The organism is Agrobacterium vitis (assembly GCF_037039395.1).
Taxonomy (GTDB): domain Bacteria; phylum Pseudomonadota; class Alphaproteobacteria; order Rhizobiales; family Rhizobiaceae; genus Allorhizobium; species Allorhizobium vitis_E.
This window is the reverse complement of sequence record NZ_CP146243.1, coordinates 163,657-182,496: the sequence shown is the minus strand read 5'-3', so window position 1 is coordinate 182,496 and position 18,840 is coordinate 163,657. Positions and strand designations below refer to the sequence as shown.

19 protein-coding genes and 1 pseudogene are annotated in these 18,840 nt (G+C 55.4%); 14 read left to right on the top strand and 6 right to left on the bottom strand.

Annotated elements, in window-relative coordinates; all coding sequences use genetic code 11:
- Window positions 1–8 precede the first annotated feature (8 nt).
- From V6582_RS21325 to V6582_RS21270, 12 genes and pseudogenes are all read left to right on the top strand, one after another.
- Window positions 9–221 carry a hypothetical protein gene (locus V6582_RS21325; protein WP_156634798.1) on the top strand — a complete coding sequence of 71 codons (213 nt, stop codon included), beginning with the start codon at window positions 9–11 and terminating at the stop codon, window positions 219–221.
- Window positions 222–476: 255 nt separating this feature from the next.
- Complete coding sequence (locus V6582_RS21320) at window positions 477–1,358, top strand: AraC family transcriptional regulator (RefSeq protein WP_234889894.1); 882 nt, start codon at window positions 477–479, stop codon at window positions 1,356–1,358.
- 108 nt (window positions 1,359–1,466) lie between these two features.
- Complete coding sequence (locus tag V6582_RS21315) at window positions 1,467–2,555, top strand: MFS transporter (protein ID WP_349508968.1); 1,089 nt, start codon at window positions 1,467–1,469, stop codon at window positions 2,553–2,555.
- A 405-nt stretch (window positions 2,556–2,960) separates the two neighbouring features.
- Window positions 2,961–3,131, top strand: a complete 171-nt coding sequence (locus V6582_RS21310; protein WP_156634801.1) for a hypothetical protein — start codon at window positions 2,961–2,963, stop codon at window positions 3,129–3,131.
- On the top strand, window positions 3,121–4,020 hold the full coding sequence (locus V6582_RS21305; RefSeq protein WP_349508967.1) for a helix-turn-helix domain-containing protein: 900 nt from the start codon (window positions 3,121–3,123) through the stop codon (window positions 4,018–4,020). The genes V6582_RS21310 and V6582_RS21305 overlap by 11 nt, the downstream gene beginning before the upstream one ends.
- Before the next feature lie 94 nt (window positions 4,021–4,114).
- Complete coding sequence (locus tag V6582_RS21300) at window positions 4,115–4,924, top strand: ABC transporter ATP-binding protein (RefSeq protein WP_156634803.1); 810 nt, start codon at window positions 4,115–4,117, stop codon at window positions 4,922–4,924.
- On the top strand, window positions 4,921–5,607 hold the full coding sequence (locus V6582_RS21295) for an ABC transporter permease (RefSeq protein WP_156634804.1): 687 nt from the start codon (window positions 4,921–4,923) through the stop codon (window positions 5,605–5,607). Before V6582_RS21300 ends, V6582_RS21295 begins: the two co-directional genes overlap by 4 nt.
- Before the next feature lie 9 nt (window positions 5,608–5,616).
- A complete protein-coding gene (locus V6582_RS21290) occupies window positions 5,617–6,375 on the top strand; it encodes an ABC transporter permease (protein WP_156634805.1) in 759 nt (252 codons plus the stop codon).
- Complete coding sequence (gene alr, locus V6582_RS21285; protein ID WP_156634806.1) at window positions 6,372–7,529, top strand: alanine racemase; 1,158 nt, start codon at window positions 6,372–6,374, stop codon at window positions 7,527–7,529. The genes V6582_RS21290 and alr overlap by 4 nt, the downstream gene beginning before the upstream one ends.
- A 23-nt stretch (window positions 7,530–7,552) precedes the next feature.
- The gene (locus tag V6582_RS21280) at window positions 7,553–8,392 is read left to right on the top strand and encodes a transporter substrate-binding domain-containing protein (protein ID WP_156634807.1); all 840 of its coding nucleotides are present in this window, start codon (window positions 7,553–7,555) and stop codon (window positions 8,390–8,392) included.
- A gap of 199 nt (window positions 8,393–8,591) precedes the next feature.
- Window positions 8,592–9,602: an IS30 family transposase gene (locus tag V6582_RS21275; RefSeq protein WP_156634948.1), complete on the top strand. Its 1,011-nt coding sequence runs from the start codon at window positions 8,592–8,594 to the stop codon at window positions 9,600–9,602.
- 45 nt (window positions 9,603–9,647) lie between these two features.
- Window positions 9,648–9,868: pseudogene (locus tag V6582_RS21270) on the top strand (IS6 family transposase); the annotation flags it as partial.
- Window positions 9,869–9,923: 55 nt separating this feature from the next.
- Here the strand turns inward: V6582_RS21270 and V6582_RS21265 are convergent.
- Entirely contained in the window at window positions 9,924–10,688 is a 765-nt protein-coding gene (locus V6582_RS21265; RefSeq protein WP_156634931.1) for a class II aldolase/adducin family protein, read from the bottom strand.
- Window positions 10,685–11,824 carry a TauD/TfdA family dioxygenase gene (locus tag V6582_RS21260; protein ID WP_234889925.1) on the bottom strand — a complete coding sequence of 380 codons (1,140 nt, stop codon included), beginning with the start codon at window positions 11,822–11,824 and terminating at the stop codon, window positions 10,685–10,687. Before V6582_RS21260 ends, V6582_RS21265 begins: the two co-directional genes overlap by 4 nt.
- A 129-nt stretch (window positions 11,825–11,953) precedes the next feature.
- On the opposite strand from V6582_RS21260, the gene V6582_RS21255 reads away from it, so the two are divergent.
- Window positions 11,954–12,841, top strand: a complete 888-nt coding sequence (locus V6582_RS21255; RefSeq protein WP_197434537.1) for a LysR substrate-binding domain-containing protein — start codon at window positions 11,954–11,956, stop codon at window positions 12,839–12,841.
- A 269-nt stretch (window positions 12,842–13,110) separates the two neighbouring features.
- On the opposite strand, the gene V6582_RS21250 is transcribed toward V6582_RS21255, so the two are convergent.
- The 4 genes from V6582_RS21250 to V6582_RS21235 form a co-directional block, all read right to left on the bottom strand.
- The gene (locus tag V6582_RS21250; protein WP_432706320.1) at window positions 13,111–14,766 is read right to left on the bottom strand and encodes an electron transfer flavoprotein-ubiquinone oxidoreductase; all 1,656 of its coding nucleotides are present in this window, start codon (window positions 14,764–14,766) and stop codon (window positions 13,111–13,113) included.
- Window positions 14,767–14,796: 30 nt separating this feature from the next.
- Window positions 14,797–15,702, bottom strand: coding sequence for a bifunctional methylenetetrahydrofolate dehydrogenase/methenyltetrahydrofolate cyclohydrolase FolD (folD, locus tag V6582_RS21245; RefSeq protein WP_156634563.1), 906 nt, complete (start codon window positions 15,700–15,702; stop codon window positions 14,797–14,799).
- A gap of 9 nt (window positions 15,703–15,711) precedes the next feature.
- A complete protein-coding gene (gene purU, locus V6582_RS21240; RefSeq protein WP_156634582.1) occupies window positions 15,712–16,563 on the bottom strand; it encodes a formyltetrahydrofolate deformylase in 852 nt (283 codons plus the stop codon).
- Between the two features lie 123 nt (window positions 16,564–16,686).
- A complete protein-coding gene (locus tag V6582_RS21235; RefSeq protein ID WP_234889864.1) occupies window positions 16,687–17,259 on the bottom strand; it encodes a helix-turn-helix domain-containing protein in 573 nt (190 codons plus the stop codon).
- A 428-nt stretch (window positions 17,260–17,687) separates the two neighbouring features.
- Between V6582_RS21235 and V6582_RS21230 the strand changes: the two genes are divergently transcribed.
- Complete coding sequence (locus tag V6582_RS21230) at window positions 17,688–18,782, top strand: ABC transporter ATP-binding protein (RefSeq protein WP_156634565.1); 1,095 nt, start codon at window positions 17,688–17,690, stop codon at window positions 18,780–18,782.
- Window positions 18,783–18,840: the final 58 nt, after the last annotated feature.

Genomic DNA, 18,840 nt, shown 5'->3' with positions numbered 1-18,840 from the left:
CCGTGGTAGTGTTTGTCGAAAAATCCCTGCCGGCGGGAATGAAGCTCGACGATCCGGTAAAGCAGGGGGTCGGTTGGCAGAAGACGCATATCGGCAACGGGGCGTCGAACAGGCATGCCTCTGCTACCGGATGCGGTTTCGTCAAAGAACCCGGCCAACCGGTTCAATCGTGGACCTTGATCACATTCTTGAAGGAAACTACTGAAATCCTGCATTTCTAAACCTTTAAAAAATGAGGGATCAACGCGACGACACCCAAAAGATCTGGAAAGAGATAAATGCCGGAGGGTGACGGAATATGGGCGGCGTCAACTCGTCCTAAGTCGGTATTTCACGCTGTGCTTTCATCGGCATGCCGTTTTGTCATGAAAGTGCCATGATCGGACCAGCGTGGATCCGCGGCGGTTGTTCAGGACGCCTGAATCGACCTATAAAAGTGATGATTGGCGGTTTTTCATGTGGGAGGATTGCCCTGTTTGACGAAGACCTGTGATTTTCGCCCAGATGAGGCCCGTCGTTGCGACCACCGAAAGCTGGTTCATCAGTATGTCGATTGGGGCATTGTTCGCGCCGACCTTGTCAGAAGAACGGGTTTCAAGCGGCAGGAAACGAAAGTTGCATTGAAGCATCACTGCTTGCTGATCAACCTGCACGGCGAGGCGCGCATCGGCGAGGATTTTGTCGAGGGGCGCCCGGTCGCCTTCACACCGCGCCGACCAGGATCGGTGATTTTCATTCCGGCCCATCACGAATGGAGAGGCTGGGACGAGGGCGACGCGGCTGGATCCTACTTGTTCGTTTCCATCAACACTGGTTTTATTGAGCAGACAATCGGCTCGCATTGGGTCCCTGGATTAAAACCTGCGATCGGCTTTCGCGACAACACTGTCGAAGCCTGCCTGCACCGGATATCAGCGGAGCTGAAAAACCCGGATCCGATCAGCCTCGTGATGGTCGAGAGCCAGATCATCCAGCTTTTTGTGCAGATCCTGCGGATAAATGGTGCGGGATTGAAGCCCACCAAGGGCGGACTGTCTTCCTTTGATCTGAAACGTGTTCTGGCATTTATCGAGGAGCGGCTTACAAAGCCTCCCACCCTTCTGGAAATGGCCACAGTGGCAGGCGTCAGCCGGCGCCACTTCTTTCGCGCCTTCAAACAGTCGACCGGGAAAACACCGCATAGCTATCTGGCTGAATACAGACTGAAACAGGCCCTTGCACTGTTGAACGGCACTGAACTCTCGGCCACAGAGATTGCTTTGGAATGCGGTTTTGCAAGTTCGAGCCACTTCACCTATGCCTTCCGGCGCACCTTCGGCGTCAGCCCGCTGGAATATCGTCGCGGATGGCGCAGTTGAAGCCTTTCCGCTTGTTTATGGCACGATCATGATATCTAGGCACGATTATGAAAGCGTGCGACATGTGATCCCTCCATCATGGCCTTTGACCATCGATGAAGGTGCCCGATGTTTCGACGATGCCTTGCAGCAGACACGGGACGGGCGTCTCAAATCTGTTTTCTCGTCGCAATTTTCTTTATGTCCTTCGGCCGCAACAGCTATAATTTCGCGTGCTCGTGGCTTCTCGTTGCCTCGGGTCACGGCACCACATCCGTTGCGGTGTTTTTTGCTGTCTCCAGCTTGACAGAGCTTGTGACAAGTCCGATCGCCGGATGGCTGTCCGACCGATATGATCGCCGCAACCTGTCAATGATCGCCGACATCACCCGACTGTTTGCTGCACTGCTGATTGCAGCCATGATTATGGTCGCTGATCTGCCTTGGATGCTGTGGTTGTCGACCATTGTGTTCTCGGGCTGCGACAGGCTGTCCCTCACGGCGACACAGTCTATGATTCCATCGTTGAGAGCCGACCAATCGCTGGCAAGAATCAATTCGATTGTGTTCGTCATACTGCAGATTGGAAGCCTCGCTTCCGCAGCCATCATCGGTTTCCTGCTGCAGGCGTGCTCCCCTCGGGCCGCATTGTTCGCCATTGCTGGATGCTTTTGCCTTTCGGCTGCCTGCGTTGGCCTGATGCACAATGAAAGGCAAACTCCGTGGCGAGAGGTCGTATCGAGAGACATATCATTGGTACTTAATGACGCCTTGCTGCGGCTTGCCGTCATCTATGCCCTTTTGAACGCCGGCGGTATGTTGGTGAGCGTGGTTGGACCCAGTTTTGTGTGGGAGGAACATCTGGGACGGGCCATGGATTTTGGGCATCTGGAAAGTGCATGGTCAGCCGGTTCTATCCTCGGGGTTCTCATGCTGATCCCGATGATGCGGTTCATCAAGCTCTCCAGCTTGCATCTGATCGTCCTTGTCGTCATGGCCAGCCTGTTTGCAGCCACGGCCTTTGTTGCTTTTTCCTGGAACCTGCTCGTCTTCGCCATGCTGGGGGCCTTCTATAATCTTGGCAGGGTGTCCGTCGAGGTGGCGCTGCAGGCTTGCGTTGCGCAAGACGAAGCTCGGCCGGGCCAAAGGCACCATCCATTCCATCGCCGTTGCCGTGAGCCTGCTTCTGGTTGCGATAATCTCTCTGACATCGGATGATCTCGAACCCTCAACCATGTTTTTGATGTTTTCAGGCCTTGTCGTATTGAGCGTGAGCGCTCTGGCAAGCCTGCCGGTTCAGCGCAAAAGCCACTGATGCGAAGTTCCGATGTGTTTTTCGCCAGCGCAGACTGGCGAAGCGCTGTCATCTCATTTATCCTGTGACGTGAGGCAGTACGTGCTGCCTTGGGGCGTGGAAACCCCTCCGTGCGACTGATGCTGGTCGATTCAGCATCGAACTCTCTGACCTTTCGGGTCGGGGAGCCTGTGGCGTATGTCCAGGTTCCCCGGAACTAAAGGCCACAGGGCTGTCACGGACAGTTTCCAACTCCCCGATCATTCGGAGGTTAAGTGAGTCTATCGCGGGGACGGACCGCGACAAACTCTCTTGATGGGGAGCAACCGATGGGACAGCAAGCCGTTCAGCATTATGATCTGCGACATGCCGAACTGGTTGCCCATGAGCGCCAGAAGTCAGCATCCCATCCATCATCGCCGCAGCATGTGAATGTGGCACGCGCCTGGGCGATATCGTTGCCATTGATGAATGGGGCCGAGGCGCATGATGGCGTCTGATTTGCACCCGACCTTCAAACGCGGACCTTGCCGAACCTTATCACACCAGTCGAAATCCTGGCACCATATGCGCGCCGATCTGGTGCGCAGGACGGGTCTTGACCGGGAAGAGACAGTGTTTATCGCTGACCGGCATCTTGTTCTTCTCAATCTTCACGGACATTCGGAGCGGGGCGAGCATTTTCTGGACAATCGTAGAGCTGGTTTCGTGCGCCGAAAACCGGGTGCAATCCTCTTCGTTCCAGCTGGCAGTATCTGGCGGGGCTGGGAAACGGGGGCGTCCAATGCCGCCTATCTGTCTCTCGGCGTCGATCCCGCAAAGCTGACGGGTCTGTTTGCATCTGTGCCGTCACGAACCGTGTCCTGCCTTTCCCTTTCGCCCGATCTTGGCTTTGAAGATCCGATTGTCATGTATGCAATGCGCGGGATCGGCTCGGAAATTCGGGAGGAGAGTCCACTGAGCAATCTTCTTGTCGAAAGCTATGTCGCGACGATCTTCACGCAATTGATGCGAAGGCAAAGCAGTCTACCCGCGCGGCGCCAGGGTGGGCTCTCATCTGCCACCCTCAACCGCGTGGCCCAGAAGATCGACGATGAGCTGGACGATGGCCTGTCTCTCCAGCAGTTGGCAGACCTGGCCGGGCTCAGCATTCCTCATCTTTGCCGGGCCTTCAAGCAGACCTTCGGCTTGCCACCCTATCGATATATCATTCAGCGCAGAATAGAGCGTGCGAAACAACACTTGCGCGACACATCTCTCTCGATCACCGAGATTGCCCTGTCCTGTGGTTTCTCGAGCGCAAGCCACTTTGCCAATGTCTTCAGAAAAGAAGTCGGAACAACGCCGCTCGACTATCGTGCCACATGGTCCGACAGGGCGTTCCGGTAATTTCCTGATCAGATCCCGTTGCCAGATCAATTTCCTGCAAGCGCCACGCAAATGAGCGGGCAATCATGGTGATATCTTTCGCAAGGATGTCATCATGGAATTCGAAGCCGTTTCATCCCGTCTGCAACTGCCACATCCCTCTGATCAGACAGCATTGCGCGTCAAGGATCTGAAAAAGCAGTTCGGTCCGCTCGAGGTGCTAAAGGGGATCTCGTTGAGTGCTTCGCGCGGTGAGGTGATTTCAATCCTTGGATCCAGCGGATCAGGAAAAAGCACCTTGCTCAGATGCCTCAATTTTCTCGAGGAACCGAGCAGTGGCGACATCTGGATTGGCGGCCAGCATATTCACCTGCGCCGGGGACGGGCTGCCCAGTCGGAAATCAATGTCCTGCGTGCCGGCCTTGGTATGGTGTTCCAGACCTTCAATCTCTGGTCTCATAAGACAGTTCTTGAAAACCTGATCGAGGCGCCGGTTTACGTGCGCAAGATCCCGAAAGAAATGGCATGTGCTCGGGCTGAAGACCTCCTGTCGAAAGTTGGCCTGGCGGATAAGCGCCATGCCTATCCTGTGCATCTGTCCGGTGGTCAACAGCAGCGGGTCGCCATCGCCCGGGCGTTGGCGATGGAGCCCGACATTCTCCTGTTCGACGAGCCGACATCGGCTCTCGATCCCGAACTGGTTGGCGAGGTTCTGAATGTCATTCGGTTGCTTGCCGATGAAGGGCGAACCATGCTGATCGTCACCCATGAACTCGCGTTTGCGCGTCAGGTCTCCAACCGCATTCTCTTCCTCCATCAGGGGCGGATCGAAGAGGAAGGGGCGCCTGAAGCCATATTCGAACGACCGGTGTCGCCGCGGTTGCGCCAATTCCTATCCGCGCAGTTCGGGAGGACCACCCGATGATATCTCTGCAAGAGCTTGGCCTGCAAGGGTTTGGAGCGCAAATCGCGGCAGGTGCCGCCACGACGCTTCAGACAGCATTAACAACCCTCCCTGTGGGGATCTTTGTCGGCCTGTCCGGGGCAGCAGCAAAGTGCAGCCGCTTGCCGCTGCTTCGTCGTCTGGCGCAAGCCTACACGACAATCATCAGGGGCATTCCGGAACTCCTGATCATTCTCATCTTGTATTTCGGGGGAACTGTTGCCCTGACGGCGATGTTCGGGCGCTATGTCGAGGTCAATGCGTTTGCAGCCGGCGTGTTTGCCCTGACCATCGTGTTCGGTGCCTATGCGACTGAAGTCTTCAGGGCCGCAATCCTGGCAGTGCCACGGGGACAAATCGAGGCCGCTTGCGCCCTTGGACTGTCTCGCTTTGCTCTCTGGCATTTGATCGTCCTGCCGCAGATGTGGCGCTACGCCTTGCCGGGTCTTGGCAATCTCTGGCTCACCTTGCTCAAGGACACGGCTCTCATTTCCGTGGTCGGGCTGGAAGATCTCATGCGCAAGACTGGTGTCGCGGCTGGAGTGACCCACGATCCTCTCAGGTTCTATCTGGTTGCCGCCTGCCTCTATCTGCTGTTCACCTCAGTATCTTTGGTGGTTTTGACGCTGCTCGAGCGGCGAGCAAGCCGTGGTCTGGACCGATAGGAAATCATCATGAACATCACTCTCATCCTTGAGGTTCTGCCGCATCTGCTTGGTGGCGCATTGCTGACAGCAGAATTGACGGTCACGGCCGTTGTGGCCGGATTTCTGATTGCGGTGCCCTTGTCCTTACTGCGTGCATCTCCGTCATTGGTCGTCTCCGCGCCCGTTCAGTTCTACACTTTCCTGTTTCGGGGCACGCCACTGCTGGTCCAGCTTTTCCTGATTTACTATGGTGCGAGCCAGATCGGCTGGCTTCGAGCGAGCCCGGCCTGGATTGTCTTGCGCGACCCCTATGGCTGCGCCCTTATCGCCTTTTCACTCAACCACGCGGCCTACGCGACCGAAATCTTGGCGGGTGGAATTCGTGCTGTTCCGAAAGGAGAAGTGGAAGCGGCAAAGGCGCTCGGCATGCCGGCCCTGTTGCGCATGAGGCGGATCATTTTTCCCAATGCCTTGCGTCTATCCTTCCCCGCTTATGGAAATGAGGTCGTTCTGATGCTGAAGGCAAGTTCTCTCGCCAGCACGATCACGCTCATGGAGTTGACCGGAACGGCCCGAAAGCTCGTCGCCCAAACCTTTTCGCCATACGAAGTCTTTGTGTCGGCGGCCCTAGTCTACCTTGGACTGACCCTGGTTCTTGTTCATATCTTTGCTTGCCTGGAGCGACATCTGGCCAACCAGGAAAAGCGTAGTTCTGAGGTGAATGAATACAAAGCACTGACCAACGTTACACCCCCACTCTCGACGAAAGAAAGGGCGTCACAATGAGCGGTCGCATGTTCCCTGCATCGAATGATCCACTTTATGGGGTGAGCGAGGCCGCTTTGCGCGGCAGCTGGTATGATATTGATCTCGGCGCAATCCGGCATAATTATCGTCAGCTGCGCGGACATTTGTCCGCCCATGTCAAGGTTTTTGCCTGCCTGAAACGCAATGCCTATGGCTGTGGCGCCGGTCCGGTCGCTTCGGCCCTAGCCTGTGAGAACATTGATGGCTTCGCAGTTGCCTCCTTGCTGGATGCTTTAGCCATCCGGCGCGCGGGGGTCTCGAACCCGATCCTTCTATATCCCGGCGTCACACCTGTGGGGGCCGCCATGGTGGAAAGCCTTGATCTCATCGTCAGTGTATCGAGCCTCGATGAACTCCAACAATGGTCTGCTGTCGTCAACACCTTGCGAGTGTTCATCAAACTGGATCTCGGGTTTTTTCGGGCCGGGGTCACACCTGCGGGTGCCAGGAAGCTGGTCGCCGTGGCAATGGCAGATCCCACTGTCCGAGTTGAGGGTATCTACGCTCACATGAGTGAGCTCCCGACGGTGCAACCCACCGACGCCGACGCGCAACATGAACGCTTGGTCGGCATTATCACTGATCTTGATAATCTGGGAATCCGTCCGCCGGTTGTGATGATGTCAAGTACTGACGGTGTCTTGAACCATCCTGACATGGACTTCGACGCCGTTGATCCAGGAGCGCTGTTCGTGGGGATCGGCGGCTCTTCAACGCTCGCGCGCGCAGTCGAGTTGCGTCCGGCCCTTAAAGCTATTTCCACGAGCCTCGTTTGTGTCAAGCGCCTCGACCCATCCCTTGGGCCAGTGCCGGAAATCCCAGGTTACAAGACAGATATGACCCTCGGCGTTATTGGTATGGGCTGGGGAGACGGTTTGCCCCGGCATATTCCGGAAGGCGCTGTTGGTCTGGTTCAAGGCAGGCGCGCTCGGCTGTTGGCGCCGGCGCATCTTGAACATATTCGCATTGATCTGACCGGTATCCCGAACGCCAGAACGGGAGACGAGGTCATCCTTCTCGGTCGACAGGGACCGGAGATGATCACTCACGACGAAGTCTGCGCCATCTGGGGCACAGATGCTGTCGGCCTCTATGCCGATCTACGGGACCACGTCCCTCGACGCTATCTCTGAACCGACAAAAAAGGGAACAAACAATGAATATATTTAGATTGCCACTCATATTGCTTTCTATCTTTGCGATCGTCGGACCGGCTGTGGCTGTTGAACCGCGACTGATCAAGATTGCTACCGAAGGCGCGTTTCCGCCCTGGAACGCAGTTGATCCATCCGGAAATGCCATAGGATTTGATGTCGATGCCGGCAAGGCGATCTGCGAGCGCGCCAAACTCAGATGCGAGTTTGTCACACAAGCATGGGACGGCATCATTCCCGCGCTGACGGTTGGCAAAGTCGATGCAATCATGGCCGGCATGTCGATCACTGATAAGCGAAAAGCCGTCATCGGGTTTTCGGAGCCTTATGCCCTTACCTCCAACTATTTTGTCGTCGCAAAGGCGCTTAAGCTTCCAGAGATGGACGGCACGGCACGTCTTTCACTCTCATCCATGGGAGTGAAAGATAGCCAGTCTTTGAAGGTCCTGGAGGCCAATCTTCAAGGGAAAATCATAGGGGTCCAGGGCTCTACAAATGCCGAAGCCTTTGTCCGCGACTATCTGGGGGAGGCCGTCGATGTCCGCACCTATGATAAGCAGGATAGCCTCAATCTTGACCTGATTGCCGGGCGGATCGATGCGGGATTGGCGGATTACTCGGTCTGGAAGAGTTTTCTGGAAACTAAAGAGGGCGACGCAATGACCCTTTATGGCCCACAAATTTCTGGTGGTGTGTTTGGGCCCGGTGTCGGGATCGGATTGCGAAAGCAGGACAAGGAACTAACTGGGCAACTCAACGCTGCGATCAAATCTCTAAAGGTTGACGGCACGCTGAAAGCGCTAAGCTTGAAGTGGTTTGGGGCGGATCTGGTATCAGAGTGATAGTTCCCGGATGCATGCGAAGGTTGTTTTGTGTTCGGCGATCGCTACGGAGATTCCCATTGCACATACTCCCATAATAAGCGCCAAAATAAGTTCCATAATTATGCTTATCAATATTTGCGATGTAGCCAGGTGGGTTCAAGGATGAAGTGCGACTTGCAATAGATAACAACGATTTACCCCTTGCAAGGAAAGCGCAATGAAACGCACCTACTCCCATATCGACTTGGACGAACGCCGTAAGATCGCTCGCTGGCGTATGGCGGGCCAGAGTATTGAGATGATCGCCGAGACACTCGGTCGCCATCGCTCGACGATCTTTCGTGAAATCAAACGGAATACGTTCATCGATGAGGTGGTCCCGGACCTCAATGGCTATTACTGCGTCACGGCGCATGACATGGCGTGCGAACGGCGGGCCAAGCTGAGGAAGCTGGCGCGCTTCTCGAATGTGAGGCAGTCCGTGATCGACCGGATCATGCATGGCTGGTCGCCCCAGCAGATCGCCGGTCGCATGCGACTGGAACACCATCCGATCTTTGTCAGCCACGAGACAATCTACAAGTTCGCATACTCGGCTGATGGTCATGCCATCAAACTGTGGCGTCACTTGCCGGAGCATCGGGCCAGGCGACGACCACGACATGCAAGACGCAAGCATGGTCAAAGGTTTGGCCCGGAACTCAACATTCTGCACCGGCCGGATGTCGTTGCTGACCGCAAGCAGTTCGGGCATTGGGAATGCGATCTGATCCAGTTCCGCAAGAAGTTCGGCAAGGCCAATGTGACATCGCTCGTTGAGCGGGTGAGCCGCTTTACGATCTTGTTGCGTAACAATGATCGCCAGTCTCGCCCGGTCATGGATGGCATCATCCAGGCGCTGAAGAGCCTCCCTCGCCTCGCCCGTCGATCGATGACATTCGACCGAGGCACCGAGTTCACCGACTGGCCGTACCTTCAGGCAGGCATAGGAACGCAAACATGGTTTTGTGACCCTCAGTCGCCCTGGCAGAAGGGAACGGTCGAAAACACCAACAGGCGAGCGCGGAAATGGCTTTCCAGGGACGTCGACCCCTTGTCCGTAGCCGATGCCGATCTGATCAAGATCTGCAATCAACTCAATCAGACGCCGCGTAAATGCCTTGGCTACCGAACACCGGCTGAGGTCTTCCGCAAGAAACTACTCGCGCAGATGCGACATGCCAGCTAGCTTGAAAGCCACGCAGGTCGCGCTTCAGCGTGAACTCACACCAGCGGCCTCAACAATCGGGCCGAAAACAACCACCTGCCGTTTCGAAAAGGGAACGAACCATGCCGGGCCACCGATCGCCGGGAGCATTGCAACGGTTCGTCTCCATGCACTCCGCTACCCGCAATTGCTTTTCAGTTCCATCCCGCCGCCGAGCCGCACAAACAATTCGCTACCATCACCTCGAAGCTTTCGACGCATGGAAAATTGCGGCTTGCATCCCCTGAAAATCCGAGATCCTCAACTCATTCTCGGCATGGGAACCTTAACGTGACAACACCGTCATTCCCTGTAGCATGGGTCGCTTTTGTCCAATTCCGACTTCAGATAGTCGAAGTGACGTTCGGCCATTCCCCGGTAGGGAATCCATCCCTTCGTTGTTGCTTCGGCCACTTCGTCTGACAGGACCGCGAGTGGCTTTCCGGAGGAAAGCGCCAAAATGACTGTCTGGGCGGCTTTCTCGAAGAAATAGAGATCCTCGAAAGAGTCTGCCACGGTTGGACCAGCAATGGAAACGCCGTGATTGCCCATGACAAGGACAGACTTGCCCCTCATCATCTGCGCAAGGCGAACCCCCTCCTCTTCTGCATCGGCAATGCCTCCAAACTCGAGGTCATAGCCGATCCTTCCGAAAAAGCGCGCCGTGTTGTTGTCGAGCGGCATCATCGTTGGATCCTTGAGGCATGAAAGCGCCACCGCATAGGGCGAATGGCAGTGTAGGACCACGCGGGCCTCCGGTAGCATGCGATGCAACGTGCCATGGACCGTCCAGGCCGACGGATCGGGCGCGTTTGGACCATGCATTACGTTCGGATCGTCTGCGTCCAGAAGCAGAAGATCGCTGGCCTTGATGGTGGCGAAATGCTGCCAGCGCGGATTGAGCAAGAACCTTCGACCGCTGGGGGACGCGGCGGCGCTGAAGTGGTTGCCGACGGATTCGCTCCAGCCGAACCTGTGACAAATGCGGAAAGCGGCGGCTAAGTCCTTCCTCAGAGCAGCGATCTCGATCTGTTCAGTGATATCGTTCTCAAGCGCTGCCAAAGTCATGACTTGAATCTCCCATCGCTGACGAGGGCGCGATAGGTGGAGCGCATTTCCGCACGGTCGGCATAACATCCACGCAGATAACGGTCGCCACTGATAGCCGAATAGGCAAGACGACCATGAACGATGCGGTGATTGTCGAAGACCATGCATTCACCCGCCTTCATCAGAAAGCGCATCATGTACTTGTCGTCCTGAAGCATTTTTCCAAACCGGCAGAACGCCGGATAATAATCATCGAGGAATTCCTGAGGCAAATCGAACATGTCGGCCATGTGCTGGCTGATCGTCAGGCCGGAAACGTCGCCATGCTGGTCGAGTTCGATCACCCGCTGGCGCGAACGCATATCGTACGTGTCATGCTCACAATAGAAGGGAATCTCGGTCTCCGACAGCAGCCGGAATCCTTCCGGATCAAGCGTGCGGAAATCATTGGCGACCGCGACGCCGTCCGAATAGATGCTGAGACCACCCTGCACAGAGTTCGCCCGGCAATGGAGGAACTGGATACCTGGCGCGAATTCCTCCGCCGGCGTATCGGTGTGCAGTTCCAGAGCCTTGGCCGTGTACGCTGTGTTCGTGGGGTTGATGTGCGTCTTGACGTCGAAATAGTCGCCGAAGAATGTAGGACGCACATGCCCCATCAGCTGCACCGTCTCGGTCAATCCTTCATTGCCGTCCGGCATGTCCGTGACAATCGTCAGGCCATCGGTGATCATCGCCTTGATCCATTCGGCAACCTTGGCAGGATCCTTGACCAACTCGGGCTGAGAGAAGCGCGCAATCGTCGGATAGTGGTCGCTGTACCATGCCTTCCTCGGCAGGTCGGCCGGATCAACGCGACGTTTGCCATCGGCATAACGCATAAGCATCGAAATTGGATAACGCGACGTATGGTTCTCGCCCTGCCATTTCACTACCAGCGCATCGCCTTCCACGGCAGCCGATTCCGGCTTCGGCGCGTTTTCAAGGTGAAAGATGTCGTAATGGCGCTCGCGCGTTGCCGTGTCGAACGAGGTCGGACAATTGTCGCGAAGCCAATAATAATTGAAATAGCTGGTCTTGCCGTCGTCCTGGACGAACCGAAGCCCGTTCTCTCCTAGCTCAACCATAGTGGCGGGCATAAAATGTGTGTTCATGACGACCATCCCGGACTTATACATCTTTTCGAGGCATGACTGGCTTCGACATCAAGGATACGAGGCAAATATCTTATTTGGAATGCTGTAAATTCTTACGATAGTATAAGGTGAGATTATAGAAAAATGATGCCACTGCTACCTCCGCTGCGATTGTTCGCCGTGTTCGAGGCTGTGACCCGTACGGGAAGCACTCAACGCGCTGCCAATGACCTGAATGTCACCCAGCCAGCGGTGAGTCAGGCCCTGAAAATACTTGAAGACTTCGTTGGCGTAAGGCTTTTCGATCGGACGACGCGGCCAATCACACTGACACCCGCTGGCGAAATCCTCAGGGTTGGCGTGTCGGAAGGGCTTGGCAGGATAACGGACGCGATGGAACGAGCCAGAGCTTTGTATCTGTCATCCGATAACTCGGTTACGGTCGCATGCACTGTCGGAACGGCAACCTATTGGCTGATGCCGCGCCTTGCCAGCTTCTATGCGGATCATCCCGACATCGCGGTGAATGTGCTGACGACGGCAGGAAGTGCCGAAGTGCTTCCCGGTGTCGATCTCGTCATTCGCTATGGTTCCGGCGGATGGAACGACGGTCACACGGTCAAGCTTTTCGACGAGAAGGTTACGCCCGTGTTCAGCCCCCTCCTGCGGGATAGCATCAGGTCGCTGGACGATCTTAACCATGCGACACTGCTTCACGTCGTGAACGCCGACACGACTTGGCTGACGTGGAAAGATTATCTAGATCGTTTAGGACTACCGGACAACAAGACTCTGGGACGCAATTTCACCAATTATGTGCAGGCCACACAGGCCGCGCTCTCCGGTCAGGGTGTCATGCTGGGGTGGGAATCAAACACCGGAGACCTCGTGCGCGAAGGCAGGCTGGCGGCGTTGTTTGGAGCCGAGTACCATCCTCAGGAAGCATTCTATCTGGTTATTCCCGCCAAAAGCGAGCGGCGTGACGTGTGTCAGCTTTTCAGCAAATGGCTGAATGCCCTGAAGACAGGCGAGTAGGCTCGATCCATTGCGTTTCCGACGCGCAAAGTCGCGCGGGAAACAGAGAAGCAACAGAACTATCAGCCTTTCATTGATTATCACGGTCCGTAGAGCAAGCTCTCAGGCTGATCACGTCTTAGCATCTGTCGCAACATTCCGAGCCCAGAAACTCGCATAGATTGCGGATTTATACATTCTCGTCCTGTGGGCAACGTCGGAGGGAGTTGAACCAGCTTGAGCTTTGTCTAACTGTTCCGTTTCCCAACTCTTTCCGTCGAGACTTGGTATTACATGTTCGGATAAACCGGTCCTTCGCCTCCTTGTGGCGGCACCCAGGTGATGTTCTGGTTCGGGTCCTTGATGTCGCAGGTCTTGCAGTGGACGCAGTTCTGGGCGTTGATGACGAAGCTCGGCTCGCCCTCCTTCTCCACCCATTCATAAACCCCGGCGGGACAGTAGCGGCTGGACGGACCGGCATAGACGCCAAGCTCGGAACTCTTCTGCAGGGCCATGTCCTTGACCTTGAGATGAACCGGCTGGTCTTCCTCGTGATTGGTGTTGGACAGAAATACCGAGGACAGGCGGTCGAAGGTCAGCACACCATCCGGCTTGGGATAATCGATCTTCTTATGCTTTGCAGCCGGTTCAAGGCTCTGGGCATCGGTCTTGCCATGCTTCAGCGTGCCGAATACGGACAAGCCGAGAAGCTGGTTGGTCCACATGTCCAGCCCGCCAAGTGCCACGCCGAGCACCGTGCCGAGTTTCGACCATAGCGGCTTGACGTTTCGCACCCGCCGCAAATCCGTGCCGATTTCGCTGCCACGCCAGCTGTTTTCGATCTCGACCGGCTCATCATTGGCGCGGCCTGCGGCAATTGCCTCGGCAATCTTTTCCGCCGCCATCATGCCTGAGAGAACAGCATTATGGCTGCCCTTGATGCGCGGCACATTGACCATGCCCGCCGAACAGCCCAGCAGCGCTCCACCGGGGAAGGACAATTTCGGCACCGATTGATAGCCGCCTTCGGTAATCGCCCGCGCTCCATAGGAAATCCGCTTGGCACCCTCGAAGGTTTCACGGATCGCCGGATGGGTCTTGAAGCGCTGGAATTCTTCAAACGGATAGAGATAGGGGTTCTTATAGTTCAGATGGACGACAAAGCCGACCGCGACCTGATTGTCCTCCAGATGATAGAGGAAGGAGCCACCGCCGGTTTTCATGTCCAGCGGCCAGCCGAACGAGTGTTGGACCAGGCCGGGCTTATGGTGCTCAGGCTTGACCTGCCACAGTTCCTTGATGCCCAGGCCGAATTTCTGCACATCGCTGTCGCGGGACAGATCGAATTTGGCGATCAGCTGCTTGGCAAGCGAGCCACGCACCCCTTCGCCGATCAGCACATATTTGCCCAGCAATTCCATGCCGCGCGTGTAACTGGAACCGGGTTCGCCGTTCTTTTCGATGCCCATATCACCGGTGGCAACACCGATCACTGCGCCAGCCTCATTATAAAGCAGTTCGGTTGCGGCAAAGCCCGGATAGATCTCGACACCGAGCGCCTCGGCATGGCCCGCCAGCCAGCGACAGACATTGCCGAGCGAGACGATGTAATTGCCGTGATTGTTCATCAGCGGCGGCATCAGCGCGTTGGGCAGGCGCATGGAGCCAGCCGGTCCGAGAAACAGAAAGTGGTCAGCGGTGACTTCGGTCTTGAACGGATGATCGGCTTCCTTGCGCCAATCCGGCAGGAGCTTATCGACACCAACCGGATCGACCACGGCCCCGGAGAGAATATGGGCGCCGACTTCCGCGCCCTTTTCCAGCACCACAACCGTCAGATCAGGATTGACCTGCTTGAGGCGAATGGCCGCCGAAAGCCCCGCAGGCCCCGCACCCACAATCACCACGTCGAATTCCATACTCTCGCGCTCTATTTCGTCACTCATTGCGCTGATCCAAGGTATTTTTGTCCGGGCTCAAAAAGCCGGTTGGGGCAACCCATTGGCGAGGCACGCTGCCTTCAATGTGTTTGCCATGAGCATTGCGATGGTCATCGGACCGACACCCCCTGGCACGGGAGTTATCGTCCCAACGGTGTTGAGAACATCATCGAAATCTACGTCCCCGACAAGGCGCGACGTTGAACCGACGTCCGTGCCCGGAGCTATTCTGTTGATGCCCACATCAACTACGAGAGCGCCAGGTTTGATCCAGTCTGAGTTGACCATGCGCGGGCACCCGACCGCTACGACGAGAATGTCAGCACGGCGGCAGACGGATGGAAGTTCTTTGGTCTTGCTATGAGCGATAGTCACCGTGGCATTGGCGGCGAGTAATAGATTGGCCATCGGTTTCCCGACGATATTTGATCGACCAATCACGACGGCATTGAGACCAGAAAGATCAGTTCCCAACACTTTTTCGATAAGAACCATTGATCCTGCTGGTGTGCAGGGAACAAAAGCCTGGGCGAGCGAGCCGGTTGCGAGTTTGCCGGCATTCACGTAGTGAAAGCCATCCACGTCCTTGTCCGGCGAGATCGACTGTACTACTTTTTCGGCGTTGATATGTTTCGGCAGGGGCAACTGAACCAGAATTCCGTGGAGAGCCTCGTCGGCGTTCAAAGAAGCGATGAGGGAAAGAAGTTCAGCCTCACTCGTATTTTCCGCCAGTTCATGCTTGATGGAAAGAAAGCCGCATTCTTCGGCCTTCTTTCCCTTGGATGTCACGTAAACCTGGCTCGCAGGATCGTTCCCGACGATAACAACGGCCAGGCCTGGCTTAATCCCTTGAGCAACCAGACGAACTGTTTCTGATTTGACGTGCTCCAGCACGTTTTCTGCAACGACCTTGCCAGACAGCACCTTTGAGAATTTGTCCATGGTCGATCCTTACGCAAAGACGACGGTTTTGTGGCCGTTCAGCATCACGCGGCATTCCAGATGCATTTTCACCGCGCGCGCCAGTACTCGGCTTTCGATGTCACGGCCGGTCGCCACGAAATCCTCTGCGCTCATCGCGTGGGTGACCCGTTCAGTCTCTTGCTCGATAATCGGACCCTCATCCAGATCCGGTGTGACGTAATGCGAGGTCGCTCCAATAATCTTCACACCGCGGTCAAAGGCCTGGTGATACGGCTTTGCACCCTTGAACGAAGGCAGGAACGAATGGTGGATATTGATGATCTTGCCGAAGAGCCGTGTCGAGAGGTTGTCAGACAGCACCTGCATGTAACGAGCGAGAATAACCAGATCAGCGCCCATTTCGCTTGCAAGCGTAATCAGCCGCTCTTCTTGCTCCGCCTTGTTCTCCCTCGTCACCTTCCAGCAATGGTAGGGAATGCCTTCAAGTTTTGCGGTTGCAGCGCTATCCTCATGATTGGAAGCGATTGCCACAACTTCGGCATTCAGCCATCCGACTCGGATCTGATACAGGAGATGGAGCATAGCGTGGTCGAATTTGGAAACCATAATGATGATCTTCGGCTTGCGACTGACATCGACAAGCTTGGTTTTCATCTCGAATCGGTCGGTTACCGATTTCAGGACGCGCTCGACATCGTCGCGGGACTTCTCGTCCGACGTAGTGAATGCTAAACGCATAAAGAACCGATTGGAATTCTTATCCCAATACTGATTGCTTTCGGCAATGTTCGCGCCAATAGCAGCCAGCTCTGTCGTCACCGCCGCAACGATTCCGACCTTGTCCACGCAATTCAGCGTCAGGATGAAGTTTGATGGCATGGTTATTCCCCTTTTTTTGCCACTGAGTAGGTAGCCGTCATCGCTCCGCAAAGCGAAGTGACGAAAGCGCCCTTAACTGAATTTAGACCGATCGAACGACTGGTCGGCAGGCCTTCCGCGACGCTAGTAGTGCGGCGGCGTAATGACCCAAACGACCTTCGTCTGCTTGTCACCGGAATTCGCACAACGGTGGATTTCCGTGCTCTTGAAGGAAAAACTGTCACCCTCTTCGAGCTGGAAAAACGTACCTGACACCCATAAGTCCAGCCGTCCTGAAACGACGAGCCCTGCCTCAACGCCATCGTGGCTGTAATCTCCGCTGTCAGCGCCCGGCTCGATGGTGCTCATGAGCAACTCAAGCGGACCGCTCAAATTGGGAGAGAGCAGTTCTTCCTCAATGCCAATCCCGGTAAAGGTAAAGCGGCGGCGGTTGTGTGACCGCACCACTATGTCCCTTTCCTGGCTCGGAATGTCGTCAGCATGAAAAAACCAGCTCATGTGCACACCGAGAGTGCCGCTGATCTTTTTCAGGACGCCGATCGGCAACTTCGTCTGATTGCGCTCTATCTGACTGAGGTATCCCACGGATATCTCAGCAGCGTCGGCAACCTGTTGCAGCGTGAGCCCCTTAACCTTTCGCAGTTCCCTGATCTGTCCGCCAATCGCTGCCTCAGGCGCCACCTCTTCGGCATTCAAGGCTTCAGCTCTACGCAAACTTCTCGGGGGCATCGCGATTCCTCGGCAAAAAATCAGAAATATTTACATCTCAGGCAGAGCCGCAGACAATTTCTGAATGTTGAGTCATCGCCTTCCATGAAATTTCTAGCGCAGTTTTTCAATAGTTTTCTGATGTTGGCGTGATACTGAATATTTATTGGTGAAAAATCAAGCCATTTTTTTCACACTTGTAAAACCATTTTTTATATGAGATGAATTTTCTAGTCCAAATTATATGGATTGTGGCACTGACCCCCAAGCAAGGGAAAAAAAATCAGGCCCTCAGACCGGAGTGGGAACATGAGATTTTCTGAACGGAACGCCCGACGGGGCACCGTCCGGCTTGCACAGCCGTGCCTGTCGGTCAAGACCTGCACCCTGCCGCTGAGCTATCGAGCGAGGCAGAAATGAACCAGAGTAACGACACTTACATTGTTCGCTTCGATGCCGTTGAAAAGACCTATGACGGCGTCAATATTGTCGTCAAACGATTGAACCTCGATATTCGAAAGGGCGAATTCCTGACGATGCTGGGACCATCGGGATCAGGCAAAACAACATCGCTCATGATGCTCGCAGGGTTTGAGACCCCTACCTCAGGCGCGATCATTCTTGATGGCAGGCCCATCGAAAATCTACCCCCGCACCATCGCAATATCGGGGTTGTCTTTCAAAATTACGCCCTTTTTCCAAACATGACGGTCGCTGAGAACGTTGCGTTTCCTCTCCAGATGCGGCGCGTCGGGAAAGTGGATCAGAAGGAACAGGTTCGGGCGGCCTTGGACATGGTTCAAATGGGCCAGTTTGCAAACCGTCGACCAGCTCAGCTTTCCGGCGGTCAACAACAGCGTATAGCGCTGGCAAGAGCACTCGTTTTCAAACCGTCTCTGGTCCTCATGGATGAGCCCCTCGGGGCGCTCGACAAGCAACTGCGCGAGCATATGCAGCTTGAAATCAAACACCTGCATGAACGGCTCGGCATATCCATCGTTTACGTGACTCACGACCAAGGCGAGGCGCTGACGATGTCCGACCGAATTGCCATCTTCAACGATGGTATCGTTCAACAGCTTGGTTCCCCAACCAACATTTACGAGAACCCATCCAATCCCTTCGTCGCGCGGTTTATCGGCGACAACAACGCGCTAGCTGGACGAGTGCAATCGATCAATGGATCCGAATGTCACGTTCATCTGGATGGTGCAGACCAGTTGGTTCGGGCAAGAGCGTCAGGCTCCATGAGTGCCGGTGCCCGCACGACGCTATCGATTAGACCAGAACGTATTCACATCGATCCAAAGGGTGACAACGACAATGTCGCAGCCGCCATCATCGAAGAGGTGTTCTATCTCGGCGACCACGTCCGGGTTCGTCTGTCGGCTCTCGGAAGCAACGATATCGTCGTCAAGGTTCCAAATGGATCATTGCAGTCATCGGAAATGACCAAAGGGAAAAAGGTCAATATCGGCTGGAGCCAGGCCGACTGCTCTGCTCTCCAGTAGCCAAGAATTCAGCGCAGCAATTTTTCGAGTTGCTGTCTGGAAATAACCAAGGGCGGGC

Coding starts and splice junctions, on each gene's coding strand:
- folD (WP_156634563.1), bottom strand. CDS start 15,702: ATGGACAAATTCTCAAAGGTGCTGTCTGGCAAGGTCGTTGCAGAAAAC.
- V6582_RS21310 (WP_156634801.1), top strand. CDS start 2,961: ATGGGACAGCAAGCCGTTCAGCATTATGATCTGCGACATGCCGAACTG.
- alr (WP_156634806.1), top strand. CDS start 6,372: ATGAGCGGTCGCATGTTCCCTGCATCGAATGATCCACTTTATGGGGTG.
- V6582_RS21265 (WP_156634931.1), bottom strand. CDS start 10,688: ATGACTTTGGCAGCGCTTGAGAACGATATCACTGAACAGATCGAGATC.
- V6582_RS21255 (WP_197434537.1), top strand. CDS start 11,954: ATGCCACTGCTACCTCCGCTGCGATTGTTCGCCGTGTTCGAGGCTGTG.
- V6582_RS21260 (WP_234889925.1), bottom strand. CDS start 11,824: ATGAACACACATTTTATGCCCGCCACTATGGTTGAGCTAGGAGAGAAC.
- V6582_RS21315 (WP_349508968.1), top strand. CDS start 1,467: ATGTTTCGACGATGCCTTGCAGCAGACACGGGACGGGCGTCTCAAATC.
- purU (WP_156634582.1), bottom strand. CDS start 16,563: ATGCCATCAAACTTCATCCTGACGCTGAATTGCGTGGACAAGGTCGGA.
- V6582_RS21300 (WP_156634803.1), top strand. CDS start 4,115: ATGGAATTCGAAGCCGTTTCATCCCGTCTGCAACTGCCACATCCCTCT.
- V6582_RS21295 (WP_156634804.1), top strand. CDS start 4,921: ATGATATCTCTGCAAGAGCTTGGCCTGCAAGGGTTTGGAGCGCAAATC.
- V6582_RS21275 (WP_156634948.1), top strand. CDS start 8,592: ATGAAACGCACCTACTCCCATATCGACTTGGACGAACGCCGTAAGATC.
- V6582_RS21250 (WP_432706320.1), bottom strand. CDS start 14,766: ATGAGTGACGAAATAGAGCGCGAGAGTATGGAATTCGACGTGGTGATT.
- V6582_RS21290 (WP_156634805.1), top strand. CDS start 5,617: ATGAACATCACTCTCATCCTTGAGGTTCTGCCGCATCTGCTTGGTGGC.
- V6582_RS21280 (WP_156634807.1), top strand. CDS start 7,553: ATGAATATATTTAGATTGCCACTCATATTGCTTTCTATCTTTGCGATC.
- V6582_RS21230 (WP_156634565.1), top strand. CDS start 17,688: ATGAACCAGAGTAACGACACTTACATTGTTCGCTTCGATGCCGTTGAA.
- V6582_RS21305 (WP_349508967.1), top strand. CDS start 3,121: ATGGCGTCTGATTTGCACCCGACCTTCAAACGCGGACCTTGCCGAACC.